We start from the raw sequence: 26,333 nt of genomic DNA on the forward strand, positions 1-26,333 counted from the left end.
TTTTTGTTTTGGGGTTTGGGGTGGGGCCGGTGATCCCACACTTTTCTTGCCGACCTCCTGGGGGGGGGCGGGGGGGGGCGGGGGGGCCCCCCCCCCCCCCCACCGGGGGTCCCGGCGGTCGGGGCAGCCTCCCCCCGCGAGGCTGCCCCGACCGGTGGGGGTATCCGGGACCCGGTGTCGGGCCACCGCGGCCGACCGGCCGGGGCCCGAACGAAGCGGCCGGGGCGGCGAAAACGCACCGGCCAGAGAACTCTGCACGACGAACACATGACTGTTCGAGCGTTCCGGGGGGTTGTGAGACACTTCCGTCCGTCTCAACGCCGTGACCTGGGGTTTGAGACACCAGGCCGCTGAGGTTGGAGAAGGCGGGATACCGAACGGCCCGGGCCGGGCGCGCACCTCCCGTCCTGACCCCCGTCCCGTCTCGCGACCTTGGAGGGCCGCATTGGCTTTCGCCTGGAAAGAACTGCCCGAGGAGCTGCCCCGACCCGCCCGACGGCTGGTGGAGGAACTCCGGGCCATCAAGGACAGCGCCGGCCTCTCGCTGTCCGAGCTGGCCACCCGGACCCACTACAGCCGCGCCTCCTGGGAGCGCTGGCTGAACGGCAAGCGGGTGGTGACCGAGCAGGCGCTGGAGGCGTTGGTCGGGGCGGTGGAGTGCGACGCCGCGGAGCTGCGACGGCTGTGGCGGCTGGCGATGGAGCCCGCCGCGGAGCCGACGGCCGGGGTCCTGGCCGCTGACGCGCCTTCCGTCGCCACGCCTTCCGTCGACGAGCCCGCGGCGGCCGATCCGGCCGGGGAGCCCACGGCCGACGAGCCGATGAGCGACGAGCCGGCGGCCGAGCCGGCCGACGAGCCCGCCGTCCCCTGGTGGCGTCGGCCGGCCGCGCTGGTCTCGGGTGCGGCGGTGCTGGGGCTGCTGCTGGTACTGATCGGCCTGCAAGTCACCCGGCACGACGACCAGGCCTCGGCGGCCGACGCCCCGACCCCGCCCGCCGTCTCCACCGCCCACCCCGTCCCGTCCGAGCCCGTCTGTCAGGCCGTCGGCTGCGCCCACAAGAACCCCCAGGAGACCGGCTGCGGCGCGGACGCCCGGACGCTGCGGACTCAGGTCATCGGCAAGGTCGTCGTCTACCTCCGCTACAGCCAGAAGTGCCAGGCCGCCTGGGCGGCGATCACCGAGGGCGAGCCCAAGGACTACGCGGTGATCACCGACAGCAACGGGGACAGCGAGACGGCCCTGATCCACTGGGGCTACGACAACTACTCGAAGATGCTGAACGCGGCGCTCCCCGGGGTCGGCTTCCAGGTCTGCGGCTACCAGCCGGCCGGGCACGACTGCACCGCGACCGTCGTCGACCTGGCCTCGGTGCTGGCTTCCACCCCGGTCCCGGTCGGTACCGCCTCGCCGCCCCCGGGCACCGGGGCCTCGGAGACGCCGGGCGGCTCGGCGAGCCCGGTCCGGCCCTCGGCCACCGATCCGGCCCAGGCCTCGCCGAGCCCGTCCCCGTCTGCTTCCCTGTCCCCGTCCGCGTCCGCGGGCTAGTCCAGGTATCCGCGCAGCTGCCCGGCGTAGGCGTGGTCGCGGAGCTTGACCAGGGTCTTGGACTCGATCTGGCGGATCCGCTCGCGCGTCACACCGAACACCGCGCCGATCTCCTCCAGCGTGCGCGGGCGCCCGTCGTCCAGCCCGTAGCGGAGCTGGACGACCTGGCGCTCCCGCTCGCCGAGGGTGGCCAGCACCGCGTCCAGGTGCTGGCGCAGCAGCAGGAAGGTCGCGGACTCGGCGGGCGAGGCGGCGTCGGCGTCCTCGATCAGGTCGCCGAGCGCGACGTCCTCCTCCTCGCCGACCGGGGTGTGCAGCGAGATCGGCTCCTGGGCCAGCCGGAGCAGCTCGCGCACCCGCTGCTCGGTGAGTTCCAGGGCGGTGGCGATGTCGGCCGCGGTCGGCTCCACGCCGCGTTCCTGCAGCAGCGTGCGCTGGACCCGGACCACGCGGTTGATCAGCTCGACCACGTGCACCGGCACCCGGATCGTCCGGGCCTGGTCGGCCAGCGCCCGGCTCATCGCCTGCCGGATCCACCAGGTCGCGTAGGTGGAGAACTTGTAGCCGCGGGCGTAGTCGAACTTCTCCACCGCCCGGATCAGGCCGAGGTTGCCCTCCTGGATCAGGTCCAGCAGGGTCAGCCCGCGGCCGACGTAGCGTTTGGCGACGGACACCACCAGGCGCAGATTGGCCTCGGTCAGGCGGCGCTTGGCGATCCGGCCGAGGACCACCAGGGTGTCCAGCTCGCGGGCCAGCGGATCGGGCGGCGGCGGGTCGCCGTTCAGCCGCTCCTCGGCGAACAGGCCGGCCTCGATCCGGCGGGCCAAGTCGACTTCCTCGGCGGCGGTGAGGAGTCGGATCCGGCCGATTTCGCGCAGGTACTGGCGCAGCAGGTCGGCGGCCGGGCCGCCGCCTTCGGCGGATTCGGCCGGTTCGGGCGACTCGTCCTCGTCGTCGGACTCGGACTCGGACTCGGACTCGGACTCATCGTTGGACCCGGCTTCCGGCTCCGGGGCCGGGTCCGGGTCCGGGCTGTCGGGGTGGCCCTCCGGCAGGCCCTGGGCGGGGACCCGGGCGCCGTCCGGGGGCGCCGCCCCGGCCCGACTGTGGTCCGTCTCCTGCTCCCCGGCCGGTTCGGCGGGTCCGGTTCGTCTACTGGCGGTGGTCGCTGCGGCAAGGCCTTGGTCCACGGGCATCCCCTCGGGGCGGGCGCGACTCTGGCGGACCCGCGCTGTACGGAGGTGGGACGCCCTCCAGTGTGCGGTACGCCACGCTCCGTGGCCGAGACTCGTGCGCCGACTTTCTGCGCAGCAGGCCCGGAAGGTTCTACAGCGCCGCGGCGCCCCGGCTGCGGAGCTGCTGCCCGTACTGCTGGAGCTGCCACAGCTCGGTCTGCACCGCGTGCAGCTGCTCGGCGTCGGCCCGGTGGCCGAGCCGCTGGAGGTAGGCGCGGACCTCGTTGACCCGCCGGTCCACGGCCAGCAGGCGCAGCTTGACCAGGAACTCCCCCGCGTAGACCGCGTCCGCCTTGCGGCGCGAGCGCACCGGCTCGACGGTCAGCTCGGTCACCAGCGAACGCACCTGGTCGTCCGGGGAGGCCTCGCGCACCGCGCCGGTGAAGTCGGGCACGGTCGCCCCGTACGCGGCGCCGCCGGCCTTGGCGATGGCCTGCCGGACGGCGGTGTACGGCGGGGTCGGGAACTCGTCGTCGCCGTAGTGGTCGAAGGCCGGGCTGACCAGGTCCGGGTGCTGGAGCGCCAGCTTGAGCAGCTCGCGCTCGACGAACTGGGCCGGGTCGCGCGGGTTGAGCCGGAAGGTGGGGCGCTGGGGCTGGACCGGCTCGGGGCGGCGCTGGGCGGCCGAGCCGCGCGGGTTCTGCTGGCGCTCGCGGTCCCAGCGGGCCAGCTGGCCGACCCGGCGGACCACGAAGGGCTCGTCCAGGATGCCGAGCATGCCGGCCAGGCGGACGGCGTACTCGTGCTGGATCGAGCGGTCCTTGATCTTGGCGACGATCGGGGCCGCCTCCTCCAGGGCCGCCGAACGCCCCTCCGGGGTGTCCACCCGGTGCCGGGCCACCACGGAGTTCAGCGCGAACTCGAACAGCGGGACCGGGTTGTCGATCAGCTGCTTGACCGCCTCGTCGCCGTGGGCCAGGCGCAGCTCACACGGGTCCATGCCGCCCGGGCTGACCGCGATGGAGGTCTTGGCGGCGAACTTCTGATCGTCCTCGAAGGCGCGCAGGGCGGCCTTCTGGCCGGCCGCGTCGCCGTCGAAGGTGAAGACCGTCTCGCCCCGGTACTGCGAGGTGTCCATCAGCAGCCGGCGAATGATCTTGATGTGGTCCTCGGCGAAGGCGGTACCGCAGGTGGCCACCGCCGAGGTCACCCCGGCCAGGTGGCAGGCCATCACGTCGGTGTAGCCCTCGACCACCACCGCGCGGCCCGACTTGGCGATCTCCTTCTTCGCCAGGTCGATGCCGTACAGCACGTGGGACTTCTTGTAGATCGGCGTCTCGGGGGTGTTCAGGTACTTCGGACCGTTGTCGTCCTCGCGCAGGCGACGGGCGCCGAAGCCGACCACCTCGCCCGCGATGTCCCGGATCGGCCAGACCAGCCGGCCCCGGAAGCGGTCGATCAGACCGCCGCGCTGGCCCTGTGAGGCCAGGCCGCCGAGCAGGATCTCCTTGTCGGTGAAGCCCTTGCCGCGCAGGAAGCGGACCAGGTGCTCCCACCCCGCGGGGGCGTAGCCGACGCCGAAGGTCTTCGCGGCCTCCTCGTCGAAACCGCGCTCGGCCAGGAAGCGGCGGCCGATCTCCGCCTCCGGCGAGGCCAGCTGCTCCTGGTAGTAGGCGGCGGCCACCTTGTGCGCCTCGACCAGGCGGGTCCGCTCGCCCTGCTGGTGGCGGGGGCTGTAGCCGCCCTCCTCGTAGCGCAGGGTGATGCCGGCCTGGGCGGCCATCCGCTCGACGGCCTCGGCGAAGGTGAAGTGCTCGATCTTCATCAGGAAGGCGATGGTGTCGCCGTTCTCCTGGCAGCCGAAGCAGTGGAAGACGCCCTTGGCGGGGTTCACGTAGAAGGAGGCGGACTTCTCGTCGTGGAAGGGGCAGACGCCCTTGTACTCGCCGCCGCCACCGTTGGTCAGCTGTACGTAGTCGCCGACCACCGCGTCGATCGGCAGTGCGCTGCGCACCGCCTGTACGTCTTCGTCCCTGATCCGCCCGGCCACCCCGGAAGTCTACTGGGGCGGCCGGGCTTTCGAGCCGTGGTGCGCGGCCGGTGCCACTTCCGCGCTCACGCCCAGGCGGCGCCGACGAGTTTGGCGTGCAGGGCCAAGGCCGAGGCGTCCGTCAGGGTGGCGATCTGGTCGATGACCGTGCGCAGGGCGGCGCGGTCGTCCTCGGCCTCGCGGTACATCGCCGCGAACACCGGGTCCAGCCCCTCGGGGGCGCGCTGGGTCAGCACGTACGCCAGCTCGGCGATCACGATCCGCTGGCGGGCCCGCAGCTGGGTCTGCTCGTCACGCTGCATGACGAAGCGCACGGCGACCGCCTTGAGCACCGCACACTCCAGCCGGACGCCCCTCGGCACCACCAGCTCGGCGGTGTAGCGGGTGAGCCGGCCCGGTCCGTAGCGGGCGCGGGTGGCCTGCTCGGCGGCCAGGCAGAAGCGGCCGATCAGCTGGCTGGTGAGGTCCTTGAGCCCGGCCCGGGCGCGCGCCGTGCCGTCGTAGCCGTTCGGCCACCAGTCCTGGGCGAGCAGCCGGTCGAGGGCGGCGGCCAGCTCCTCCGGCTCGGCGTCCGGGGCGTAGCGCTCGGCGACCTTGAACAGCTCGGCGCGCTCGCTCGGGGCGCGCAACGCGGCCGGGTCGATGTGGCCGGCCTGGAGGCCGTCCTCGACGTCGTGGGTGGAGTAGGCCACGTCGTCGGACCAGTCCATCACGGTGGCCTCGAAGCACTTGCGCCCGGCCGGGGAGCCGGCCCGCAGCCAGCGGAAGACCGGCAGGTCGTCGGCGTAGACGCCGTACTTGGGCGAGGCCGGGTCGGTGGGGTGGGCGCCCTTGGTCCACGGGTACTTGGTGGCGGCGTCCAAGGCCGCCCTGGTCAGGTTGAGGCCCACGCTGCGGCCGGGCCAGGGGGCGAGCCGGGCGGCGGGCTGGTCCTCCGGCGGCGCGAAGCGCTTGGGTTCGAGCCGGGTGAGGATGCGCAGCGACTGGGCGTTGCCCTCGAAGCCGCCACAGGCCTCGGCGGCCTGGTCGAGGGCCTCCTCGCCGGTGTGGCCGAAGGGCGGGTGGCCGATGTCGTGGGCCAGGCAGCCGGTCTCCACCAAGTCCGGGTCGCAGCCCAGGGCGGCGCCCAACTCCCGCCCGACCTGGGCGCATTCGAGCGAGTGGGTGAGCCGGGTGCGCGGAAAGTCGCTGCGCATCGGGGCGACCACCTGGGTGGTACCGGCCAGCCGGCGCAGCGCCGCCGAGTGCAGCACCCGGGCGCGGTCGCGCTGGAACGCCGTACGGCCGGGGCGCTTGTCCGGTTCGGGGACCCAGCGGGCCTCGGCGGCGTGGTCGTACGGGAGCGGGGCGGCGAGGCGGTGCGTGGTGTCGTCCATATGAGGCCTCACGGTACGCCGCGCCTCCGACACGCGGGGTGTGCCGCGCGCGAAGGGGCGCGGGCCGGGGCGTGAATGGTGGGTGGCGCGCCGGTGTCCGCCCCCACGAATCGCTCGTACCCGGACGGTCCGGTTCCGGGGGCGCCCACGGGCGCGCTCAGCCCCGGACGGCCTTCAGCACCGCGGCGGCCAGCGCCTCCTGCCCCCTGGCATTGGGGTGCACCGGCGCCAGCCCCCGGGTCGGGAAGGGCGGCTCGACCCATCGGGCGTCCTCCCCCGCGCACATGTCGTGCCCGGCCGAGGGGCCCGCGGTGTCCACGAACACCGCCCCGGCGGCCTCCGCCCGCTTCTTGAGCATCCCGTTGAGCTGCTGCTCCTTCTCCACCAGGAAGCCGAGGTCCGACGGCGCGACCGCCTGGCCGAGCACCGGCGCGCAGCGCGTCGGGTCGGCCGGGAGCAGCGCCGGGTAGCCGACCACGTAGACCCGGGCCTGCGGGGAGCGCCGCTTGATCTCCTGGAGGACCTGGGAGACCTGCTCCCCGGTCGCGTCCACCCGGGCCTGGAGCTGGTCGTTGCCGCCGGAGGAGTAGTGCTTCCGGCAGGGCGCGTCCGCGCGGTCGTCGCCGACCAGGCCCTTCACCGCGTCCACCAGGTTGTCCTTGGCGCACTCGGTGACGACCTGCATGAAGCCCGCGTCGTTGCCGCCGATCCCGACGGTGACCAGCCGGGTGGCCGGGGTCAGCGCGTCCAGCTGGGCCGGGTTGGGCCCGCCGTCGGTCTTCTGCGGGGCCCGCAGGTCCCCGGTGCGGGCGCCGCTGCAGCTGACGTCGCGGAACTGCGCGGGCGCCAGGTCGAGCGCCTTCGCCACCAGGGCGGGGTAGTTGACTCCGGAGCGGAAGCAGCCGCTCGGCTCGCCGACCTGCGGGGCGATCTTCATCCCGGCTGTGTACGAGTCGCCGAGCGCCACGTACGGGCCGGTGGGCGTCAGCGTGGGTGTCGGGGTCGCCTCGGCGGCCGCCCGGCCGGGCGGCGCGCCCGCGAAGCCCGACCCCGAACCGTCCGAACCGCCCCCACCGCTGCATCCGGCCAGCATCAGGGCGGCCAGCCCGGCCGTCACGGCGATGGTCGGACGTGTGGTCCTCGGCATGGCTTCCCCCCCGGACGTACGAGTCACAGGCAGCTCCGTACGGCGGCCCGGCCCCCGGGCACCTCAGGGTCCAACGTACCGGCGGCGCCGATGACTCCCGGCCGGGAGGACCTACTCCGCGCCGTTTCTCCGCGCCGGCACTCCGCGCCGCCGTTACTCCGCGCCGCGCTCGTGCTCGGCGAGGAACTCCTCGAAGCGCCGCCCCAGCTCGTCCGCCGAGGGCAGGTCGACCGGCTCGGCGAGCAGGCTCTCCCGGCCCTCCGCGCCCGCGACCGCGTCGTACTGGCCCTCCATGCCGCGGATCGCCGAGCGCAACTCGCCGTCACCCTGGGCCAGCTGCTCCTCGATGTCGGCGTAGACCTCGCCGACCCGCTCGCGCAGCTGCTGGCCGGGCAGCACCAGGCCGGTGGCGGACTGCACCGCCTCCAGGATCAGCACGGCGGCGGCCGGGTAGGCCGAGCGGGCCACGTAGTGCGGGACGTGCACGGCGAAGCCCAGCACGTCGTGCCCGGCCTCGGCGAGGCGGTACTCCAGCAGCGCCTGGGCGCTGCCGGGGACCTGCGCCTGCTCGAACCACTGCGGGTAGCCCGGGGCGAGGTCGAGCCGGTTGCCGTGCGGCGTCAGGCCGACCGGGCGGGTGTGCGGCACGCCCATCGGGATGCCGTGGAAGTCCAGGGCGAGACGGACCTCGAAGCGGTCGACCAGCTCACGGACGGCGCGCGCGAAACGCTCCCACTCGACGTCCGGCTCGGGGCCGCTGAGCAGCAGGAACGGCGCGCCGGCGGCGTCGCGGACCAGCTGGAGCAGGATCTCCGGCGGGTCGTAGGACGTCCACTGGTCGCGGTCGAAGACCATCGCGGGGCGGCGGGCCCGGTAGTCGACCAGGCGGTCGTGGTCGAAGCGGGCCACCACCTGCGGCGATCCCGTCTCCAGCAGGTGGGCCACCACCTGGCCGCCGGCCTCCCCGGCGTCCATGAAGCCCTCGAAGTGGTGGAGCAGCACCAGGCCGGCTCCGGTGTCGCGCAGCTCCGTGGTGGCCGCGGCCACCGCGGCCACGCCCTGCTGATCCAGCTCGTACAGCCCCTGGAAGTCACGCACCGCGCACCCATCCCCGTTCTCTGCTCGTCCCGGTCCGTCCGGCTTCTCGTCCTCTCCAGCGTGCCGGGCCGCGTCGGAATTCCCGCTGCGGCGAACGGCCCGTCGGACGAACGGGCGGACCGCCCGGCGGGCGGCTCGCCCGGGGGCCGCCGCCGACCGCTCCGGACCATGATCGCACCCGAAGGAAAAGCCCCTGGTCACGGGTGTGCAGAGGGCCGTTCCGGGGCGCGTCGGATCGGCCCGCACCGCCATTCGCGTGCCGCGAAGTGACGCATTGCCTTCTGGCGGGTATCGTCCTCTCGCTGCCTCGAATCGTCGCGTCGTCGTCACGTCGTCCGTAACGCCGTCGATCACGACCCGGATCGGTGCTCGGGCAGCCACCCACGACGCATCTTGCCTTCATCTGGCCGCCTGCTTCCCTTCGCGCACTCGTTTCCTTCTCGGCCATTCGCGGACGCACACTGTCCCCTCGCACTTCCCGCCGGACCGGTCCGAGGACCCGTGTCCGTTCCGGCACCCTGCGCCGCCCGTTCCGGGCCGCCGCCCCCCGCCCCGCCCGACCGGAATCCTCCGGCGTACACGGGTACCCGGAGGGCGGTGACCGGAGCGGGGCGAAGTCAGTCCACCGCACCCCGCACCGCACCCGGTGCGGGAGGCACCCTACGACCGATGAAGGACCGAAGGTTCCGTGCCCGTACCTGTCATCCTCACCGGCCGCACCGTGCGGCTGGAGCCCCTCGCCGCGCACCATGCCGAGGCCATCGCCACGGCCGGCGCCGAGGACCGTACGACCTACGCCTTCACCCCCGTCCCGCACGGCCTGGAAGCCGCCCGCGACTACATCGCGCGGGCGCTCGCCGACCAGGCAGCGGGCCGGTCGCTGCCGTTCGCGACGGTGAACGTCGCCGACGGCCGGGTGGTCGGCTCCACCCGGTTCCTGGAACTCGACTACTGGCAGGGCCCGATGGTGTGGCCGCCGGTGCCCGGCGTGCCGTTCGGCGATCCGGAGACGGCCGTCCCGGACGCGGCCGAGATCGGCAACACCTGGCTCTCGCCGCGCGCCCAGGGCACCGGCATCAACACCGAGGCCAAGCTGCTGATGCTGCGGCACGCCTTCGAGACCTGGGGCGTGCAGCGGATCTCGCTGCGCGCGGACGCCCGCAACCTGCGCTCGCGGGCCGCGATCGAGCGGCTCGGTGCGACCTCCGAGGGTGTCCGCCGGGCGCACTCGCGCGGGCTGGACGGGGTGGTGCGCTCCACCGCGTTCTACTCGATCCTGGACTCCGAGTGGCCGGCCGTCCGGGACATCATCGAGCTGCGGATCGCCGCCGCCACCTCGCCGAGCGCCCCGGATCCGGCGATCAACCAGGAGTGCCTTAGACAGGGCGGCAGCGGCGCCGGGCAGCTGATGATCACGGCCTGAGCGGCCACCGTCCGCCGGTGGCGGCGGTCTTCAGGATCCAGGTGAGGACCGCCGCGCCGTGGGGGTCCTCAGGCAGTACCGACCAACGGTTGTGGCTCGTCTCGGCGATCGCCGAGACCGGCCGCCAGCCGCCGCGGACCCGGGTGACCGCAACCTCCCAGACCGGATGGCCGTCCTTCGGGCGGCAGATCCTGACCGAACCATCGTGGGTGTGCACCGCCCAGCGGTGGTCCAGCGCGTCCGTGTGCCTCCCGGCCCGGATTCGCTGCCACTGCTCGTCGGTCCACTCCACGTCGGGGACGGGATGCCGGCGCGGAACCAGCATGTCCGCGCGGCCCCGGCCACCGGTGACGCCACCCGGTTCCGGGAACGCCCAGGCCGGGAGCGGTTCGCGGGCAGCCATCCAGGCTGCCGGGATGCCGCGCGTGCCGGTGTGCGCGGCGACCACTCCCCCGGTGATCGCAGCCACGGTGTCCATGTCGCCGCCCGCCGCGATCGCTTCCCACACGGCCGCCCGGTAGTCGGTCAGCCGTCGGGCGGCGCACCACAGGGCGTACGGGACGGTGTCGGCGGCGGAGGTCCGGCTGCCGTTGCCGAGCACCTTGGCGGCGACCAGCGGGTCCGGCTCGGCGAGCAGGTGGGTTGCCTCGACCAGGCCCTCGTGGACGGCGCCCAGCGGCGTGCGGTGGGCGACCTCACCCAGGAAGGTCTTCGGCGCCATCCCCTCGGTCCGGGTCCCGACCGCCAGGGCCGCCGCGACCGCGACGGCGATGGCCCCGTCCACCGCCTGCGGGTGCGTGTGCGTGATCACCGCCGTCCGGGCGGCCAGCCTGATGACCTCGTCCAGGTCATCGGCGTACGCCGCCCCCAGCGGGGCGACCCGCATCGCGGCGCCGTTGCCGTACGAGCCCTGGCCGTCGAAGAGTTCGGCGGCCAGCGTCTCGGCGTCGCCGCCCTCGCGGATCAGCCGGAGCATCCGGTTGGCGGCCGGGCCGTAGCCGCGGTCGAAGTCGTGGCGGCGGGCGAAGGCGTGGGTGAGGTCGAAGGTGTCGATCGCGCCGCGTTCGCGGTGGGCGGCGTACACCGAGCAGGCCATCTCGGTGTCGTCGGTCCACGGCCAGGGGCCGGGCGGTTCGGTGCGGGAGACGAAGTGGGCCCGGGCGGTTTCCGGGACGAAGAACTGCGCGCCGAGGGCGTCGCCTACGGAGAGCCCGTTGAGCGCGTCGAGCGCCGGGCCGTCGGGTTCGGTCATCATGTGCCGCCAAGCACAGCCGCTCAACCGCCCTTTCGTCAACCTCCGTGCCCGGACTCCCCCGACGAGGGACTCTTCGCATACCTCCGATCAGGGCGGGCAGCACCCGGGGCATGACCCGCGCGAACCCCCTCGACCCCGTCGTCCTGCTCGGCGCCGACCAGCAGCACATCGCCACCCGGGCGCAGCTGCGCCGGCTCGGCGTGCCCTCCGGCACCATCGCCCACCGGCTGCGGCCGGGCGGACCCTGGCAACAGGTGCTGCCGCGGGTGATCTGTTTGCAGAGCGGAAGGTTGACGACACATCAGAAGCTGCGGGCGGCCCTGGCGTACGCGAGCCCGAAGGGGCGGCAACCGCAGCCCGGGGAGGTGTTGCTGACCGGGTTCGCGGTGCTGGCGGACGCCGGGCTGCCGAGCGCCGGGCACCCGGCCGACCTGGCCGAGGTCGATGTCCTGATTCCGGGTCAACGTCGGGTGAATGACCGGGAGTTCGTCCGGGTCCACCGGGCGTCGGGGATGATGCCGGGCGGCTACGAGCGGGACGACGGGCTGTGGAGCGCCACGGTCGCGCGGGCGCTGGCGGACCTCGCGCCGGAGGGGACCGGACCGCGCCGGTTCCGGGCGCTGTGTGCCGAGGCCGTCCAGCGGCGGCACTGCGAACTCGGGGAGCTGCTGGACCAGTTGCTGGCCCGGCCGGGTGCGCTGGCGATGCCGCAGGTGGCCCGGGTGGTGGAGGACCTGACCGCCGGGGTGCGCTCGGTGGTGGAGGGCGAGGCCCGCGACGTGCTCGCGCACGCGGGCCTGCCCGAGCCGCTGTGGAACCCGGTGCTCTTCCTGGACGGCCGCTTCCTCGCCGTCCCGGACGCCTACTGGCCGCACGCCTGCGCGGCCCTGGAGATCGACTCCCGCGCCTACCACCTGCGCCCGGCCGACCACGAACGCGGCCTCGCCCGCGCCAACCGCCTCACCGCCGCCGGCCTGCCGGTGGTCCGCACCACCCCGGTCCAGCTGCGTCGCGACCCGGCCCCGGTGCTGCACGAGCTGACCGCCCTGGTCACCACCGGTCCGCACGGCCCGCACGGCCGGATCACCTGGCGGCGGGCGCGGTGACCTCGACGCGGACCCGGCTGTCGACGGAGGTGCGGTCGTAGACCCTCACCGGGGCCGCCCGGGCCCGATCCGCCGGTGGCCGATGCGATGAACTCGTCGGCAGTTCAGGCGTGTCGGGCCCCGGCCGCCTCGGCTGCGGCGACGATCCGCTGGAGTTCGGCGAGGTGGGCGGCGAGGGCCGCGCGGCCCTCGCGGGTGGCGGCGAGCCAGGTGCGCGGGCGCTTGCCGACGTAGCCCTTCTTGACGGCCAGGTAGCCGACCTCTTCGAGGGCGGCGGCGGCCTTGCTGAGGACGGAGTCGGAGACCTCGCAGTGGTCCCGGACGGCACCGAACTCGGCTTCCCTGCAGGCACCGAGGAAGGCGAGCACGGTCAGCCGGGTGGGGTGCTGGAGCAGCGGGTCGAGGACGGAGCTAAGTCGACCTCAATTATCAGGCGGCCCGCTTCCAGTGGGGAAGCCCGGCCCGCCACCAGACGGCTGCCCTGGCACGATTGGCCAGGCGCAGCGCCTCGACGGCGATCCAGTTGGCAGACATGGAGTCGCTCATGGAATCCCGTTGCGTCGGCCCCCAGGGAGCCTCAGCAATCCGGACGTTTCTGCCCGGAAGGTCCGTTCGCGGCCTTTCGGACACGACTACGGTTCACGTTTCGTCGCCGACTGCCTGGCTTGCGCCTGGTCTGACACCGGCTCCACGTGCGTTTTCCGTCTCCGAGCCACTCCCGGCGACGCCGGGCCGAGGCCCGGTGTGGGAAACGTGTTTAACCTGCCGTCGCAGGATTCGTCACCCGGTTCGGCTTGGCTTTCGCCGGTCGGGCGCGCCCAACGTACCAGTCGACAGGCAGCGGAAGTAATTCCATTACGGCGTCTACTTTCCGAATCGGAAGTACTTTCAGCAGCGCGGGTCGATCTCCTGGAAGGTGGCGTAGTGGTCCGGGGACCAGTACTGCTCGCCCGCACCGCCGGTGACGACCCGACGGGTGCCGCGGTCGTTGGAGCCCGGGGTGAGCACGGTGAACTCGTGGTAGTAGCCGTCGGCCTTCTTCGGCAGGCGGCTCTCGCGGTTCTCGAAGACGATGCCGTCGCGGTTGTACGGGTAGGGGCCGTTCTTGGCGATCAGGGTGAGGGTGTCCTGGGCCTGGCTGGGGAGCTTGGTGCGGCAGACGTCGGCCAGCGCCGGGTCGGCGGGGACCCAGCTGCCGCCGGACGGCGGGGAGGGCTTGGGGGCCGAGGGCTTCGCCGCGGTGGTGGCGGCGCTCGCGGCGGCCTTGGGGTGGCTGCTGCCACCCTTGCCGGCGAGCAGGTAGCCGGCTCCGGCGAGGACCGCCAGGATCAGGACGGCCACGACGACGAGCGGGCTCTTGCTTCTGGTCATGCGGTCCAGCTTGGCAGGCGACGGTGGCCGGCCCGGTCCGCTACACACGTGGCCGAGACCACACCGGGTGCCACGCCGGGTGCCACGCGCGGCCGTGCACAGACGTACGGCCGGGCGGGGACGGACGCCATTGTCCGTCCCCGCCCGGCCGTGTTACGTACGCCGGTTCTCCTGCGCCGAGCTCCGGTGTACGCCCTCCCGACGGGAGGGTGAGCGGTCAGTCGTACCCGCGCTTGAGTAGGGGATGCCTACCCTCTCAGCGCGAGTCGCTGCCCGCCGACTCGATGGCGGCGCGACCGGCCTCCAGGCGCGCCACCGGGATCCGGAAGGGGGAGCAGGAGACGTAGTCCAGCCCCACCTCGTGGAAGAAGTGGACCGAGTCCGGGTCGCCTCCGTGCTCGCCGCAGACGCCGAGCTTGAGGTCGGGGCGGGTGGCCCGGCCGGCCTCGACGGCGTGCTTGACCAGCGAGCCGACGCCGTCGCGGTCGATGGTCTCGAACGGGGAGACCCCGAAGATGCCCTTCTCCAGGTAAGCGGTGAAGAACGAGGCCTCCACGTCGTCCCGGGAGAAGCCCCAGACGGTCTGGGTCAGGTCGTTGGTGCCGAAGGAGAAGAACTCGGCGGCCTCGGCGATCTGACCGGCGGTCACCGCGGCGCGCGGCAGCTCGATCATGGTGCCGAGCTTGATGTCCAGGTGGACGCCGGTGGACTGGGCGACCTCGGCGAGCACCCGCTCGCACTCGTCGCGGACCAGCTCCAGCTCCTGGACGGTGCCGACCAGCGGGATCATCACCTCGGGACGCGGGTCCCCGCCGGCCAGCTTGCGCTCGGCGGCGGCCTCGGCGATGGCGCGGACCTGCATGCCGAACAGGCCGGGGATGACCAGGCCGAGGCGCACGCCGCGCAGGCCGAGCATCGGGTTCTGCTCGTGCAGCTTGTGCACTGCCTGGAGCAGGCGCAGGTCGTTCTCGTTCGGGTCCTTGCGGGCCTCGGCGAGGGCGACGCGCACCGACAGCTCGGTGATGTCGGGCAGGAACTCGTGCAGCGGCGGGTCGAGCAGGCGGACGGTGACCGGCAGGCCGTCCATCGCCTGGAAGAGCTCCAGGAAGTCGCCCTTCTGCAGCGGCAGCAGGGTCGAGAGGGCGAGCTCGCGGTCCTTGTCGTTGTCCGCGAGGATCAGGTGCTCGACCTCCTTGCGGCGCTCCTCACCGAGGAACATGTGCTCGGTGCGGCACAGGCCGATGCCCTGGGCGCCGTAGCGGCGGGCGCGCGAGCCGTCCTCGGCGTTGTCGGCGTTGGCGCGCACGGCCAGACGGCGGCGGCCGTCGGCGTGCGACATCAACCGGTGGACGGCCTGGACCAGCCCGCCCTGGACGTCGGCGCCGGCGTGCAGGGTGCCCTCGAAGTACTCGACCACGGGGGACGGCAGGACCGGCACCTCGCCGATGTAGACCTTGCCGGTGGCGCCGTCGATCGAGACGACGTCGCCCTCGTGGACCACCAGGCCGTCGGAGGTGGTGAACTTGCGGGCCTTGGTGTCGACCTCGAGCTCCTCGGCACCGCAGACACAGGTCTTGCCCATGCCGCGGGCGACGACGGCCGCGTGCGAGGTCTTACCGCCGCGCGAGGTGAGGATGCCCTCGGCGGCGATCATGCCGTCCAGGTCGTCCGGGTTGGTCTCACGGCGGACCAGGATGACCTTCTCGCCGGAGCGGGACCACTTGACGGCGGTGTAGGAGTCGAAGACGACCTTGCCGATCGCGGCGCCCGGCGAGGCGGCGAGGCCCCAGGCGATCTGCTTGGACTCGGCGGTCGGGGCGAAGCGCGGGAACATCAGCTGGGCCAGCTGGCCGCCGGTGACCCGCATCAGGGCCTCGTCCAGGTCGATCAGGCCCTGGTCGACCAGTTGGACGGCGATCCGGAAGGCGGCCGCGGCGGTGCGCTTGCCGACGCGGGTCTGCAGCATCCAGAGCTTGCCGCGCTCGATGGTGAACTCGATGTCGCAGAGGTCGCGGTAGTGGTTCTCGAGCTTCTGCATGATCGCCATCAGCTCGTCGTACGACTTCTTGTCGAGCTTCTCCAGCTCGGACAGCTGCAGCGTGTTGCGGATGCCGGCGACGACGTCCTCGCCCTGGGCGTTGGACAGGTAGTCGCCGTAGACGCCCTGGGCACCGGTGGAGGGGTCGCGGGTGAAGGCGACGCCGGTGCCGGAGTCCTCGCCGAGGTTGCCGAAGACCATGGTGCAGACGTTGACCGCGGTGCCGAGGTCGTTCGGGATGCGCTCCTGGCGGCGGTACAGCCGGGCGCGGTCGCCGTTCCAGGAGTGGAAGACGGCGTGGACGGCGAGGTCCATCTGCTCGCGCGGGTCCTGCGGGAAGGCCCGGCCGGTCTCGCGCTCGACGATGCCCTTGAACACCTCGACCAGTTCCCGGAGGTCGGAAGCGTCCAGGTCCAGGTCGTTGACGGTGCCCTTGGCGTGCTTGGCCCCGTCCAGGGCCTCCTCGAACAGCTCGCCGTCGACGCCCAGCACGGTCTTGCCGAACATCTGGACCAGGCGGCGGTAGGAGTCCCAGGCGAAGCGCTCGTTGCCGGACTGGGCGACGAGGCCGACCACCGAGGCGTCCGAGAGGCCGATGTTCAGGACGGTGTCCATCATGCCGGGCATGGAGAACTTCGCACCGGAGCGCACCGAGACGAGGAGCGGGTTGTCGGCCTGGCCGAGCTTCTTGCCCATCTCCTGCTCGAGGGCGTCCAGGTGGGCGCTGATCTCCTCGTGCAGCGAGGCCGGCTCGCTACCGGTCTCCAGGAAGACCTTGCAGGCCTCGGTGGTGATGGTGAACCCCGGAGGGACGGGGAGGCCCAGATTGGTCATCTCGGCCAGGTTCGCGCCCTTACCGCCAAGAAGATCCTTGAGGTCCTTGTTTCCTTCAGTGAAGGAGTAAACAAACTTCTGCTGGGACGGCACGGGTCGGTCTCCTCGTACGCGGTTGCCCTGACGCCGGAGAACATACCCATTTCGAAGGCACTTCTCTGCCCTGAATAGGCCACACGAGGCCGGTACCCAGGGGTAACCCGCTAGATCGAATGCACATAAAGGCGTTCACCTCTGTTGGTGAAATCGTCCGCCTGACGCTAGCAAGCCTTCAAGTCTTGAACGCAATGACACCCGAAGATCGCCCGATTCGGACGCTGGGTAGCGGTCGTGCGTCCGTCGCGTTGCCCCGGCTTGATTTCCTGCACCCGGATCGCCCGATCGACGCTCGACCGGCTTCGGGAAGCGATTCACAGTAGACCTGTCCATTTCGTCCACTGACCTACCGTCAGTCGCCACCGCGTGTGGCAAGCGTCACCAGCACATCCCACGGGCCGAACGTAGAACGCCTCCGCCGATCGTCGCACTCCGTCCAGAAATGTGCTCGCTCCGTGACATTCGGACGCCGAAAAGGAGCCCTCCTGTCCAGAATGGACAAGAGGGCCGGGACCGACTGGCGACCGGGCCGAGAAGGCCGATTTCGCCACTACGGACAGATCATCCGCCAGAGGTGTCCGATTCGGCGTCCGCGCCCGGCCGGGCGCAGTCGTACGGATCGTCCAACCAGCCCTCCGGCAGGACCACCCGGTTGTTGCCGCTGGTGCGCCCGCGCGGGCCGTCCGCGCCGATCGGCCAGGACTGGGTCTGCTCCACCTGGGCCAGGGTCTCGGCCAGATCGGCCAACGAGGAGGCGCCCGCGAGCTTCACCCGCAGCTCCGAGCCGACCGAGAAGCCCTTGGTGTACCAGGCGACGTGCTTACGGAAGTCGATCACACCGCGCGCCTCGTCCCCCAGCCACTCGCCGAGCAGCTGCGCGTGGCGCACCATCGCCCGGGCGACGTAGCCGAAGTCGGGGCGGGCGTAGTCCACGTCGCCCTCGAAGATCGAGACCAGGTCCCTGAACAGCCACGGCCTGCCCAGGCAGCCGCGGCCGACCACGACGCCGTCGCAGCCGGTCTCGCGCATCATCCGCAGCGCGTCGTCGGCCGACCAGATGTCCCCGTTGCCCAGCACCGGGATGTGCGCCGGGACGGACTCGCGCAGCCGGGCGATCGCCGACCAGTCGGCCGTCCCGCCGTAGTGCTGGGCGGCGGTGCGCCCGTGCAGGGCGATCGCGGCCACGCCCTCCTCGGCGCCGATCCGGCCGGCGTCCAGGTAGGTGAGGTGGTCGTCGTCGATGCCCTTGCGCATCTTCATGGTCACCGGCAGGTCGCCCGCGTTGGCCACCGCCTCGCGCAGGATCTCGCGCAGCAGGTTGCGCTTGTACGGCAGCGCCGAGCCCCCGCCCTTGCGGGTGACCTTGGGGACGGGGCAGCCGAAGTTGAGGTCGATGTGGTCGGCCAGGCCCTCGTCCGAGATCATCCGGGCGGCCTTGCCGACGGTCACCGGGTCCACCCCGTACAGCTGGATCGAGCGCGGCTTCTCGCTCGGGTCGAACTTGATCAGCTGCATGGTCTTGGCGTTGCGCTCGACCAGTGCCCGGGTGGTGATCATCTCCGAGACGTACAGGCCCTTGCCCCCGCTCTGCTCGCGGCAGAGGGTGCGGAACGGCGCGTTGGTGATGCCGGCCATCGGCGCCAGCACGACGGGCGGCCACACCTGGATCGGGCCGATGTCCAGCGGCGCGAAGTCGGTCTCGGACGCGGTGGGTGCGGGCGTGGCTGTCATGCGCGGCTGACCTCGGGTAGGGGGACGGGACTCTCCATTGTCCCCCACCCGGGTGAGCCGCCTCTTCCCCCTACTGAGGGGGCGCCTGTGGAAGGCGCCCGCTCACTGCGCCGAACTGATCGTGACCGAGCCGGAGGCCACCTGGGTGTGGACGCTGTTCCGGCTGTTGGAGTCCGCGAGGGCCGGATCGATCTGACCGCTGCCGCTGCCGATGTCGGTGGAGAAGGTGTAGCCGCTGTCCTTCGGCAGGACCATGTTCACCGAGCCGGAGACGGCCCGGGCGTCCACCTCGTGCGGTGCCTTGGCGAAGGTCAGCTCCACCGAACCCGAGGTGGTCCGCGCGTCCACCTTCTGCGCGCTCAGGTTGGTGCCCTGCACCACCCCGGACGTGGCACGCGCCCACACCTCGCCGGAGGTGTCCACCATCAGCAGCTCGCCCGAGGTCAGCTCCATCCGCACGCTCCCGCTCAGGCCCTCCACATAGACCGAGCCGGAGCTGACCGACCCCGTCACCTCGGTCGCGGCCGGCACCTCCAGCTCGATCTCGGCGCCGCAGCCGAAGTCGGCGAACGGCAGCACCAGTCGGCAGTGCATCCCCACGGTGAGCACGCCGTCGACGATGGTGGTGGACACCACCGGCTTGCGCACCATCCAGTCCAGCCGCTGGTGGACCACCACATGGCCCTCCCGGCCCGGGTGCACCCGGACCTGGGCGCTGCCGGTCTCCAGCCGGACCTGGTGGACCGCGACGTCGTACGCCCGGGTCGTGCTGGTCCGCTGCTGCGCCACCACCGACCAGGTCTGCAGCCCCGCGCCGAGCATGACCAGGACGATCGCGAGCGTCCCGGTGACCCGCCAGGGCTTTCCCCCGCCCACTGCTACCCGACCTCCAGGAACCGCAGCACCGCCATCACCCGGCGGTGGCTGTCGTCGGCCGGCGGGAGTTCGAGCTTGGTGAAGATCGAGTTGATGTGCTTGGCCACCGCGCTGTCGCTGACCACCAGGGAGGCCGCGATGGCCGCGTTGGAGCGGCCCTCCGCCATCAGGGAGAGCACGTCCCGCTCACGCGGGGTCAGCTTCTCCAGCGGGTCCCGGTGGCGGCGCACCAGCAGCTGGGCCACCACCTCCGGGTCCAGCGCGGTACCGCCCTCGGCGACCCGCTGCAGCGCGTCCACGAAGTCGTCCACATTGGCCACCCGCTGCTTGAGCAGGTAGCCGACACCGCTGGTGTTGGTCGCCAGCAGGTCGGCGGCGTAGCGCTCCTCCACGTACTGGGAGAGCAGCAGCACGGCGACCTCCGGCCACTGCTGCCGGATCACCATCGCGGCCTTGACGCCCTCGTCGGTGAAGCCCGGGGGCATCCGGACGTCCGCGACCACCACCCCGGGGCGGTGCTCCTCGACGGCGGCCAGCAGTTCGACGGCGTCCCCGACGGCGGCCACGACCTCGAAACCCACCGCCTCCAGGACCTTGACCAGGCCGACCCTGAGCAGGACCGAGTCCTCGGCGATCACAGCGCGCACGGCAACTCCACGGTGATGGTGGTGGGGCCCCCGAGGGGGCTGAGAACGGACAGCGTGCCGTCGACCGAGGCGGCGCGCTTGCGCAGACCGGTGAGCCCGGTGCCGCGCGAGGGGTCCGCGCCGCCGACGCCGTCGTCGCTGATGATCAGGCGCAGCCGGCCGCCGGCCGTCCGCACCGACACCTCGACCTGCTTGGCGCGGGCGTGCTTGGCCACATTGGTGAGCGCCTCGGAGACGGTGAAGTAGGCGACCGCCTCGACGGTCGGGGCGATCGGGGCGGACAGGTCGACGTCCAGGCGCACCGGCAGCGGGGCGCGGGCGGCGATGCCGGACAGCGCCGCGTCCAGGCCGCGGTCCTCCAGGACGGCCGGGTGCAGGCCGCGGACCAGGTCGCGCAGCTCGTCGATGGCGGCCTGGGCCTCCTCGTGCGCGTCCACGATCACCTGCATCACCTCGGGCGGGACGTCCTTGAGGGTGCGCCGGGCCAGGCCCAGGTTCATCGCCAGGGAGGTGAGGCGCTGCTGGGCGCCGTCATGCAGGTCGCGCTCGATCCGGCGGCGCTCGGCGTCCACCGCGTCGACCAGCCCGGCCCGGCTCTCGGCGATCTCCTCGACCCGCTGCTCCAGCTGCTCCGCCCGGTTGGGGCCGAGCAGCAGCTGCGCCGCGCGGACCTCCAGCCAGGCCGTCAGCGCCGCCAGCCAGGGGGCCGCGGCCAGCAGCAGCACCCCGGCGAGGGTGAGCAGGACGTCGTACCCGGTCAGGTCCAGGCGCAGCGAGGTGCCGACCGGCATCAGCCAGATCCAGGCGTACACGGTGGCCAGCACCAGGCCGGCGCCCCAGGCGTACAGCACCGCGACCGAACCCAGCGCGAGCACCGGGCCGACCGCCAGGTGGTAGACGGTCTGGCGCCAGGTCAGCACCAGGCGCAGCCGGCCCAGCAGCCAGGTCGGCGCGTCGCCGGGGCGTGGCGGCGGCACCTCCACCCCGTACAGGGCGCGCAGCCGGCCGCGCTGGGCGGCGGTCAGCGGACGGGCGCACAGCAGCACGACCGAGAGGACCGGGAAGAGCAGCTTGGACTCGGTGACGGCCAGCCAGACCGGCAGGGCCATGGGTATTCCGGCCGCTATGAAGCGGGTGTCCCGCCAGACCTCGGCCGACCACGGCGGGCGGCGAAGGCTCCTGACGAGCGCTCGGCGCAACGTGGTGGAGGGCATGGCCGACAGCGTAGGGCCCGGTGATCAAGGACCGCCATGAAGGGGGGTGCCCGATGGGGGTGTAGCTAGCTACACCCCCGATTCGGTGTGGGGCACCACCGACAGGAGGCCTCTCCGCACGAAAGGCTTGGAGGCATGACGAGCACCGCATCGCACTCCACCACCCCGCCGCACGGGCGGCCCGTCCCCGGGAACCACGGGGGTGTTCCCGGGGGCGCGCTCCGCCCGGCGTCGGGGCCGGAAGGGGCGCTGCCGGCCGGGGCCGGGCCCTGGTCCGTCCGCAGCGTCGGGTCCGGCCGCGGCCGGGCCGCGCTGGAGGTGTACCAGCACGGCGAGTTGGCCGACGTCCTGGTCGCCGCCCGGCTCACGCCGCAGCTGGTGCGCGGTGCCCGGCGCAGCCCGGCCGCCGGGAACCGCTCGCACGTGTTCGCCTGGGGTCGGCTGCCGGCGGACGGCGCGGCGCCCTCGGTGGTGTTCACCGGCGGGCGGCGGCTGTTCCGTACGGTCCGCGCGTCTGCGGCGGCCGAGGTGGTCACGGTGGCCGGGAGCTTCTGGCTCGCCTGGGCCGAGGGGTCGTTCGACGCGGTGCTGGTCGAGCACCCGGCGGGCGGGCCGGCCGAGCGGCTGCCGCTGCAGCGGGTGCGGGAGCGGCAGGTCGTTCCGGTCGGGGGTGCGGCATGAGCATCGCGGTCCTCTCCGCCGGCGCTCCGGCGTACGTCCTGCCGGAGCGCTTCCGGCGGGTGCCCCGGATGGCGGCCGTGGCGCTGCTGCCCTGGCTGATGATCCTGGCCGTCAACCACGAGACCTCGTGGGTGGTGCTCGACCTGCTGGAGTTCGCCGGCCTGCTCTCGCTGGACGCGCTGCTGCTCCGGCGCAGCGCCGCCGCGCTGTGGGCGGGTGCGGCGGTGGCCCTGCTGCTCGCCGGGGACGCGCTGGCCGACATCGCCTTCGCCGGGCCGGGGCACGCGGTGCTGGCCGCGCTGGTGATGGCGTTCTGCGTCGAACTGCCGCTGGCGGTGATGTGCCTGCTGCTCGGGCGGGAGGCGATACGCGGCTAGCGGGCGACGGCCCAGAGGTCCAGAGGTCTAGAGGCTCGTCGGCAGCTTGTCCATCAGCGCCCGGGTCTCCTCGTCCAGCGGGGTGTAGCTGACGATACGGGTCCCGAGCCGGGGGCTGAGCCAGAAGTTGGTGTACTCGCAGCGCAGCAGGCCCACGCCCGGCACCTGGAAGCGTTTGATCCCGTTGCTCGGCCGCATCACCTCGTGCCGCTGCCACTCCTCCTCGAAGTCCGGTGACGCCTTGCGCACCCGGGCCAGCAGCGCCTTCCAGGCCGGTTCGGCGGAGTGGTCGGCCATCGCGGCGCGGAACCGGGCCACCATGCCGAGGCGCTCGGTCCGGTAGTCGATCAGCACGTCACGGAAGTGCGAGTCGGTGAACGCCAGCCACATCAGGTTGCGGTCCTCGGGCGGCAGCTCGTCCAACGTGCCGACGATGCCGGTGTACTGCGCGTTGTACGCCAGCACGTCGTAGCGGGCGTTGAGCACCACGGCCGGGTACGGCGCCAGCTGGTCCAGCACCAGCCGAACGCTCGGGGTCACCGAGGGGCAGTCCTGGATCGGCGCCGGGTCCTCCGCGCCCGCCAGGGTGAACAGGTGCGCCCGCTCGCTCGGGTCCAGCAGCAGCGCCCGGGCCACCGCGTCCAGCACCTGGGTGGACACCTGGATGTCCCGGCCCTGCTCCAGCCACGTGTACCAGGTCACCCCCACGGCGGCGAGCTGCGCGACCTCCTCGCGGCGCAGCCCAGGAGTGCGGCGGCGGCCGGTCATCGGCAGGCCCACCTGCTCGGGCGCGATGCGCTCCCGGCGGCTGCGCAGGAATGCCGCCAGGTCGTGTCGGCGGGCGTCGTCGGGGTTGCTGCGGTGCGGCGCGGCCGAGCCGGGGCGGGCTTGCGCAACCGGGGTCATCAGACTCATGGTCCCAGCATGCGGCAGTCCGCAGCCTGTTGCCAGGTACTTCTTATACCTGGATAACCACACTCTGGTACCAGGGTATGGCGAGGCGGATCGTATGACCCGTGACTCAACAACTCGCCGTCGCCCCGGCCCCGACCCGGAGCACCACCGCAGCCGCTCCCCACACCCCCTCCTCAGGCACCGCAGGGCCCTCCCTCGGCACCGCAGGGCTGGTCACCGTCCTGCTCGGGGCCTTCCTGCCGATGCTCGACTTCTTCATCGTCAACGTCGCCCTGCCCACCATCGACAAGGACCTGGCCGCCGGACCCGCCGTCCTGGAGCTGGTCGCGGCCGGCTACGGCATCGCCTTCGCCGTCCTGCTCGTCCTCGGCGGGCGGCTGGGCGACATCTTCGGCCGCCGCAGGCTCTTCGTCGCCGGCGCCGCCGCCTTCGCGCTCACCTCGCTGGCCTGCGGCCTCGCGCCCGACGCGTGGTCGCTGGTCGCCGCCCGGGCCGCCCAGGGCGCCTCGTCGGCGCTGCTGATCCCCCAGGTGCTCGGCACCATCACCGCCGCCACCGACGGCGCCCGGCGCGGCCGCGCGCTCAGCGTCTACGGCGCGGTCGGCGGGATCTCCGTGGTGATCGGCCAGGTGCTCGGCGGGATGCTGGTCGCCGCCGACCTGTTCGGCACCGGCTGGCGCTCGGTATTCCTGCTGAACGTGCCGTTCGCCCTGCTCGCCGTGGTGCTGGCCGTCAGGTACGTGCCGGAGAGCAAGGCCGCCCAGGCCGCCCGGGTGGACGTGCCGGGCACCGTCCTGCTCACCGCCACCCTGCTGGCCCTGCTCATCCCGCTGATGGAGGGCCGCGCGGCCGGCTGGCCGCTCTGGTCCTGGCTGATGCTCGCCCTGTTCCCGGTGCTGGCCGTCACCTTCGCCCTGGTCGAGCACCGGGCCGAACAGCGCGGGGCCACCCCGCTGGTGCCGCCGAGCCTGCTGCGCATCCCCGAGATGCGGCGCGGCCTCGGCATCGCGCTCCCCTACTTCGCGGGCTTCGGCGGCTTCATGTTCAACATCGCCGTCGCCATCCAGCAGGGCCTCCACCTCGGCGTGATCGCGGCCGGCTGGGCGCTCGTCCCGATGGCCGTCGGCTACTTCTCCGCCTCGCTGGCCGGCCCGCGCCTGATCGGCCGCTGGGGCAGCCGGGTGCTCAGCGCCGGCGCCGTCATCCAGGCCGCCGGCCTCGCCACCCTCGCGCTGACCATCCTCGCCGACTGGTCGCACTTCTCGCCGCTGCGGATGGCCCCCGGCGTCGCCCTCGCGGGCATCGGACAGGGCCTGATCGGCACCCCGCTGTTCCGGGTCGTCCTCTCCAAGGTGCCCGCCGCCCGGGCCGGCGTCGGTAGCGGCGTCCTCGCCACCAGTCAGCAGTCCAGCCTCGCCCTCGGCGTCGCCACCCTCGGCACCCTCTACCTGTCCCTCTCCCCCACCCTCGGCATGGACCGGGCGCTCGCCCTGTGCCTGGGCATCCAGCTGCTGGGGTCCTTCACCATCCTGTACCTGACCACCCGCCTGCCCCGCACCATCGGCTGAGCCCGGCGGGCCCCGAGGGGCCCCGGGCGACGGCTCACGGCCTCGCGATCGGTACCTTCCGGTCGCGAGGCCGTTCTGCGTGCTGCCACCGGCCGAGGGCGTCGAGCCCTCCAACGGTCGCCGGGCCGCTCCGGGCGCTGCCGGCCGGGTACGCCCGGAGCATCGTCGCGCCCGAGCAACGCGGGCGGGCGATGGCGGAGGCGATGAGCGGCTCAGGCCCTGGCGCTGCCGGCCGGCTGACGTGCGGCTGCCGGTGATCGCGGCCTCGCACGGCTTCGCCAGTTCCTCACCGATGGCGCGTGCCACACCCGCCGATGCCGTCAGCTCGACGGGACTGACCTCGACCTCGCCCACTCGCCCTCCCCCAGGAGTGTCGGTTGCGTCGGGGCCACCGTACTCACCCGTTCCTCCGCGCACGGCCGAACACGCGAATGGTCACGTCCACCACATACGGAATCCCGTCCGTCCATGTGCGCCGGGCTCCTCCAGGAGGCCTGGGGGTCAGCGGGCGGCGAGCGAGCCCACGAAGCGGTCCAGCCGCTCGACGACCTGCCGCAGGACGTCGACCGAGCCGAGCGGGTCGCCGTCGAGTTCCAAGCCGTGGTCGGCGCCCGGCAGTTCCAGCACCTCGTGCCCGGTCGAGTCGGCGATCCGGCGGTCCCACCGCCGGTCGGCGCTCCCGCCGACCAGCAGGGTCGGCGCCTGGGCCCGTCCGAGCGCGCGGGCCACGTGGTCGAGGGTGAGGACGGGTGTCAGCCAGGCCGCCGCGAGCCGGCGGTCGGCGGCGAGGCCGCCGGCGAAGCAGCCGAGGGACTTGCCCGGGCGGTCAGTGGGCGATGAAGTTCCTGTCGATGAAGTTCCTGTCGATGAGCAGTTGCAGCACGTCGGTGTGGAAGTCCGGGAAGTCCATCGGGACGATGCCGAAGTGGGCGGGCTGCCGGCGGCGGGCGTCGAGGTAGTCGCGTACGGGCGGGAGGATGGCGTCGGCGTTGACCTTGGGCCAGCCGCCGTTGGCGTAGCTGGTGAAGTCGACGTACATCCGCGGGGAGCCCTGGTCGTCGTAGGCGCGGTCGAACCAGTCGATGACGGCCCGGGACTTGGCGGCGAGGCTGACGCCCTGGAAGGTGTCCTGGGTGGCGAACCAGGGGTTGGTTCCGCTGGACCACTGGATGACCGACCAGGGGTTGGCGAAGTCGGCGGCGAGGACGATGCGGCCGCGGGCCTGGCCGAGGGTGGGCCACCGGGGGTCGGTCCAGAACAGCGGGCGGTAGCCGAGGCCGTCCAGGTAGTGGTTGATCCGGCGCTGGAACTCGGGGGCTTCGAGCCGGTTCCCGCCCGCGTACTCGTTCCTGATCCGCATGACCACGGCCTCGCTCGGGCCCGCGGCGAGGAAGGCGCGGCACTGGTCGAGGACGTCCTGAAGGCGCAGGTACTGGTAGGCGTCGCTGTGGTAGATGCCGAGTTCGTCGGCGGTGCCGGCCAGGCCGTTGCAGCGGATGTCCAGGAAGCGGATGCCGCGCCGGAGTTGTTCGGGCAGGCCCCAGTTCTGGGTGTGCGACCACTCGGTGCCGTGCCAGGGGTCGGTGCAGCAGGAGTCGTGGGTGCCCGGGATGGTCAGGGCGGTCAGCGGGGTGGCGTCGGCCAGGGCGGCCATCCAGGAGGACGGGTCAACGGCGGTGGTGGCCCCGGCTGTTACGGGCGGGAGGAGTCCGCCGACGGCCGGGAGGGCGGCGGCTCCCCAGCGCAGGACGTCACGACGGGTGGGGCTGCTCATGGGCGCTCCTTCGTCTCGGCCTCGCTCGAACTGCC

General features: G+C 72.8%; 22 protein-coding genes. 6 read left to right on the top strand and 16 right to left on the bottom strand.

Annotated features, from left to right (window positions below):
• The first annotated feature begins 445 nt into the window (after positions 1-445).
• Positions 446-1,546 (top strand): DUF2690 domain-containing protein, encoded by a 1,101-nt coding sequence (locus tag ABZW30_RS03855; RefSeq protein ID WP_355669431.1) that lies wholly within the window; start codon positions 446-448, stop codon positions 1,544-1,546.
• Here the strand turns inward: ABZW30_RS03855 and ABZW30_RS03860 are convergent.
• From ABZW30_RS03860 to ABZW30_RS03880, 5 genes are all read right to left on the bottom strand, one after another.
• Positions 1,543-2,601, bottom strand: a complete 1,059-nt coding sequence (locus ABZW30_RS03860; protein ID WP_355669585.1) for an RNA polymerase sigma factor — start codon at positions 2,599-2,601, stop codon at positions 1,543-1,545. The two genes, ABZW30_RS03855 and ABZW30_RS03860, sit on opposite strands and share 4 nt — an antisense overlap.
• 271 nt (positions 2,602-2,872) lie before the next feature.
• Positions 2,873-4,771: a DNA primase gene (gene dnaG / locus ABZW30_RS03865; RefSeq protein WP_355669432.1), complete on the bottom strand. Its 1,899-nt coding sequence runs from the start codon at positions 4,769-4,771 to the stop codon at positions 2,873-2,875.
• A 65-nt stretch (positions 4,772-4,836) separates the two neighbouring features.
• Complete coding sequence (locus ABZW30_RS03870) at positions 4,837-6,147, bottom strand: deoxyguanosinetriphosphate triphosphohydrolase (RefSeq protein ID WP_355669433.1); 1,311 nt, start codon at positions 6,145-6,147, stop codon at positions 4,837-4,839.
• Positions 6,148-6,304: 157 nt separating this feature from the next.
• Positions 6,305-7,294 (bottom strand): SGNH/GDSL hydrolase family protein, encoded by a 990-nt coding sequence (locus ABZW30_RS03875; RefSeq protein ID WP_355669434.1) that lies wholly within the window; start codon positions 7,292-7,294, stop codon positions 6,305-6,307.
• Positions 7,295-7,447: 153 nt separating this feature from the next.
• Positions 7,448-8,392: a PAC2 family protein gene (locus ABZW30_RS03880; RefSeq protein WP_355669435.1), complete on the bottom strand. Its 945-nt coding sequence runs from the start codon at positions 8,390-8,392 to the stop codon at positions 7,448-7,450.
• Positions 8,393-9,080: 688 nt separating this feature from the next.
• Here ABZW30_RS03880 and ABZW30_RS03885 point away from each other — a divergent pair.
• Positions 9,081-9,815 (top strand): GNAT family protein, encoded by a 735-nt coding sequence (locus ABZW30_RS03885; protein ID WP_355669436.1) that lies wholly within the window; start codon positions 9,081-9,083, stop codon positions 9,813-9,815.
• Here the strand turns inward: ABZW30_RS03885 and ABZW30_RS03890 are convergent.
• Positions 9,805-11,070 (bottom strand): ADP-ribosylglycohydrolase family protein, encoded by a 1,266-nt coding sequence (locus ABZW30_RS03890; RefSeq protein WP_355669437.1) that lies wholly within the window; start codon positions 11,068-11,070, stop codon positions 9,805-9,807. The genes ABZW30_RS03885 and ABZW30_RS03890 overlap by 11 nt on opposite strands.
• A 110-nt stretch (positions 11,071-11,180) precedes the next feature.
• On the opposite strand from ABZW30_RS03890, the gene ABZW30_RS03895 reads away from it, so the two are divergent.
• Positions 11,181-12,176 carry a hypothetical protein gene (locus ABZW30_RS03895; RefSeq protein WP_355669438.1) on the top strand — a complete coding sequence of 332 codons (996 nt, stop codon included), beginning with the start codon at positions 11,181-11,183 and terminating at the stop codon, positions 12,174-12,176.
• Positions 12,177-12,280: 104 nt separating this feature from the next.
• On the opposite strand, the gene ABZW30_RS03900 is transcribed toward ABZW30_RS03895, so the two are convergent.
• From ABZW30_RS03900 to ABZW30_RS03930, 7 genes are all read right to left on the bottom strand, one after another.
• Positions 12,281-12,544, bottom strand: coding sequence for a transcriptional regulator (locus tag ABZW30_RS03900; RefSeq protein ID WP_355669439.1), 264 nt, complete (start codon positions 12,542-12,544; stop codon positions 12,281-12,283).
• A gap of 520 nt (positions 12,545-13,064) precedes the next feature.
• Positions 13,065-13,547, bottom strand: coding sequence for a ribonuclease (locus ABZW30_RS03905; protein ID WP_355669440.1), 483 nt, complete (start codon positions 13,545-13,547; stop codon positions 13,065-13,067).
• A 256-nt stretch (positions 13,548-13,803) separates the two neighbouring features.
• On the bottom strand, positions 13,804-16,512 hold the full coding sequence (gene ppdK, locus ABZW30_RS03910) for a pyruvate, phosphate dikinase (RefSeq protein ID WP_355669441.1): 2,709 nt from the start codon (positions 16,510-16,512) through the stop codon (positions 13,804-13,806).
• A gap of 564 nt (positions 16,513-17,076) precedes the next feature.
• The gene (dusB, locus tag ABZW30_RS03915; protein WP_355669442.1) at positions 17,077-18,246 is read right to left on the bottom strand and encodes a tRNA dihydrouridine synthase DusB; all 1,170 of its coding nucleotides are present in this window, start codon (positions 18,244-18,246) and stop codon (positions 17,077-17,079) included.
• Between the two features lie 102 nt (positions 18,247-18,348).
• Positions 18,349-19,122, bottom strand: coding sequence for a DUF4097 family beta strand repeat-containing protein (locus ABZW30_RS03920; RefSeq protein WP_355669443.1), 774 nt, complete (start codon positions 19,120-19,122; stop codon positions 18,349-18,351).
• 2 nt (positions 19,123-19,124) lie between these two features.
• Positions 19,125-19,769, bottom strand: coding sequence for a response regulator transcription factor (locus tag ABZW30_RS03925; protein WP_355669444.1), 645 nt, complete (start codon positions 19,767-19,769; stop codon positions 19,125-19,127).
• Entirely contained in the window at positions 19,757-20,983 is a 1,227-nt protein-coding gene (locus ABZW30_RS03930) for a sensor histidine kinase (RefSeq protein WP_355669445.1), read from the bottom strand. Before ABZW30_RS03930 ends, ABZW30_RS03925 begins: the two co-directional genes overlap by 13 nt.
• 135 nt (positions 20,984-21,118) lie before the next feature.
• On the opposite strand from ABZW30_RS03930, the gene ABZW30_RS03935 reads away from it, so the two are divergent.
• Positions 21,119-21,664, top strand: coding sequence for a hypothetical protein (locus ABZW30_RS03935; RefSeq protein WP_355669446.1), 546 nt, complete (start codon positions 21,119-21,121; stop codon positions 21,662-21,664).
• The gene (locus tag ABZW30_RS03940; RefSeq protein ID WP_355669447.1) at positions 21,661-22,041 is read left to right on the top strand and encodes a hypothetical protein; all 381 of its coding nucleotides are present in this window, start codon (positions 21,661-21,663) and stop codon (positions 22,039-22,041) included. The genes ABZW30_RS03935 and ABZW30_RS03940 overlap by 4 nt, the downstream gene beginning before the upstream one ends.
• Positions 22,042-22,068: 27 nt before the next feature.
• On the opposite strand, the gene ABZW30_RS03945 is transcribed toward ABZW30_RS03940, so the two are convergent.
• Complete coding sequence (locus ABZW30_RS03945) at positions 22,069-22,947, bottom strand: helix-turn-helix transcriptional regulator (protein ID WP_355669586.1); 879 nt, start codon at positions 22,945-22,947, stop codon at positions 22,069-22,071.
• A gap of 218 nt (positions 22,948-23,165) precedes the next feature.
• Here ABZW30_RS03945 and ABZW30_RS03950 point away from each other — a divergent pair, with 218 nt between their 5' ends.
• Entirely contained in the window at positions 23,166-24,524 is a 1,359-nt protein-coding gene (locus tag ABZW30_RS03950; RefSeq protein WP_355669587.1) for an MFS transporter, read from the top strand.
• A gap of 501 nt (positions 24,525-25,025) precedes the next feature.
• Here the strand turns inward: ABZW30_RS03950 and ABZW30_RS03955 are convergent.
• On the bottom strand, positions 25,026-25,253 hold the full coding sequence (locus ABZW30_RS03955) for a hypothetical protein (RefSeq protein WP_355669448.1): 228 nt from the start codon (positions 25,251-25,253) through the stop codon (positions 25,026-25,028).
• Positions 25,254-25,350: 97 nt separating this feature from the next.
• A complete protein-coding gene (locus ABZW30_RS03960; RefSeq protein ID WP_355669449.1) occupies positions 25,351-26,298 on the bottom strand; it encodes a phosphatidylinositol-specific phospholipase C in 948 nt (315 codons plus the stop codon).
• Positions 26,299-26,333 lie beyond the last annotated feature (35 nt).

Source organism: Kitasatospora sp. NPDC004669 (genome assembly GCF_040609455.1).
GTDB lineage: Bacteria > Actinomycetota > Actinomycetes > Streptomycetales > Streptomycetaceae > Kitasatospora.

Excerpts from the sequence above, each read along its gene's own strand:
- ABZW30_RS03870 (WP_355669433.1), bottom strand. The coding sequence starts at position 6,147 with ATGGACGACACCACGCACCGCCTCGCCGCCCCGCTCCCGTACGACCAC.
- ABZW30_RS03875 (WP_355669434.1), bottom strand. The coding sequence starts at position 7,294 with ATGCCGAGGACCACACGTCCGACCATCGCCGTGACGGCCGGGCTGGCC.
- ABZW30_RS03890 (WP_355669437.1), bottom strand. The coding sequence starts at position 11,070 with ATGATGACCGAACCCGACGGCCCGGCGCTCGACGCGCTCAACGGGCTC.
- ABZW30_RS03895 (WP_355669438.1), top strand. The coding sequence starts at position 11,181 with ATGACCCGCGCGAACCCCCTCGACCCCGTCGTCCTGCTCGGCGCCGAC.
- ABZW30_RS03905 (WP_355669440.1), bottom strand. The coding sequence starts at position 13,547 with ATGACCAGAAGCAAGAGCCCGCTCGTCGTCGTGGCCGTCCTGATCCTG.
- dusB (WP_355669442.1), bottom strand. The coding sequence starts at position 18,246 with ATGACAGCCACGCCCGCACCCACCGCGTCCGAGACCGACTTCGCGCCG.
- ABZW30_RS03930 (WP_355669445.1), bottom strand. The coding sequence starts at position 20,983 with ATGCCCTCCACCACGTTGCGCCGAGCGCTCGTCAGGAGCCTTCGCCGC.
- ABZW30_RS03935 (WP_355669446.1), top strand. The coding sequence starts at position 21,119 with ATGACGAGCACCGCATCGCACTCCACCACCCCGCCGCACGGGCGGCCC.
- ABZW30_RS03940 (WP_355669447.1), top strand. The coding sequence starts at position 21,661 with ATGAGCATCGCGGTCCTCTCCGCCGGCGCTCCGGCGTACGTCCTGCCG.
- ABZW30_RS03945 (WP_355669586.1), bottom strand. The coding sequence starts at position 22,947 with ATGACCCCGGTTGCGCAAGCCCGCCCCGGCTCGGCCGCGCCGCACCGC.
- ABZW30_RS03960 (WP_355669449.1), bottom strand. The coding sequence starts at position 26,298 with ATGAGCAGCCCCACCCGTCGTGACGTCCTGCGCTGGGGAGCCGCCGCC.